A 1277-nucleotide genomic window follows, 5' to 3' on the forward strand; every position below is an offset into this window, starting at 1 on the left:
TAAACTGGCACCTATTTCAAGGACAATATAAAAAAAGAGGTTAAGCAGCTAGAAGATGATTCCTATATTGAATGGGGGTCATCTTCTTTAAGTTCCACTGATAACGGTAATTGTTATAGTAGACCATATAATGTTTTATTTTTGACCGCAATTCCTTCAATGATGTGGCCGATTTATAATCAACATCATCTTTAAGATGGCCAAAGAATGATTCTTGTGGAGCGTTATCCCAACAGTTGCCTCTCCTTGACATGGACTGACCCAGACCGTTTTTCTTTAATAGCTTCTGATAACTCGGACTTGTGTAATGGCTTCCTTGGTCTGAGTGGATAAAGGCATCTTTATGGAGTTTAACTTTCTTGTTGTTCATTAATTTATGGATCGTTTTCGTGGCTATGTCCAATGTGATTCGGTCAGACACATGGTAAGCCAAAATTTCGTTGGTGGAAGCGTCTTTTACGGTCGACAAATAAGCCATGCACTTACCGTTATATGGTAAATAGGTAATGTCCGTAAGCAACACTTTTCCCGGTATCCCTTGCTTAAATTCCCTGTTTAGTTTATTGGAGACAACCTGATGCTCCATTGTAGCTTTCGCAATCTTTTTATAAGGGTTGGGTTTTCTGTGAGGACAAACGATTCCGTATTTTCTCATGATTCTCTGTATCTTTTTACGGCTAAAGACTATGTTAAATTCATTCTCCAATATCATTTTTATGGAGCGGGAACCTTTCTTATATCCGCGTTTGTTAAATGCCTTTAGGATGATTCCCTTTGCTTCAAGGTCAAGTTTCTCCCTTGCTTCCCGGACAGAGGAGGCTTTCAGGTAGCTGTAATATCCCGAACGGGATACATCAAGAAGACCACAAAAATACTTGGTCATCCCCTTAAAGCCATTTTGTTCAATAGTTTCCTGGATCAATTGGTATGCCTTATTCGGAGTTAGATTTTCGTTTGAGTTTAGCAGCCTCCTTTCTGTCGCTTCTAGCTTTTTTAACAAGTTCACCTGTCCTTCCAAAAGCTCAATTCTTGCTTTTTGCCGTTCAATTATTTCAGCTGCTGTAAGCTCGCGTTTCATAGGTCTTCCGGAACTCATTTTCCTTGAATCTTTAAGTCCAATTAGGCCATTCTTTTCATAGGCTTTTTTCCACCTGTGAGCTGACTGTTCAATTCGTTTAATGCCGATGATGTCCGCATTAAATCCATTCTCCTCAAAGATCTGACGAGGGAGTTTGCCGGTTTGGTATTCATCTATGAATCTACTTTTAAATTCATCT

At 39.2% G+C, this 1277-nt stretch carries 1 protein-coding gene; it reads right to left on the reverse strand.

Annotation, left to right across the window (positions count from 1 at the left end):
* Positions 1 to 40: 40 nt before the first annotated feature.
* Positions 41 to 1277, reverse strand: a 1237-nt coding sequence (locus ACTHRG_RS23485) for an IS3 family transposase (protein ID WP_440232170.1), incomplete at its 5' end; no start/stop codon positions are given.

Origin of the sequence: Cytobacillus sp. SAFR-174, assembly GCF_051964675.1 — a bacterium.
In the GTDB taxonomy this organism is placed as follows: Bacteria; Bacillota; Bacilli; order Bacillales; family Cytobacillaceae; genus Cytobacillus.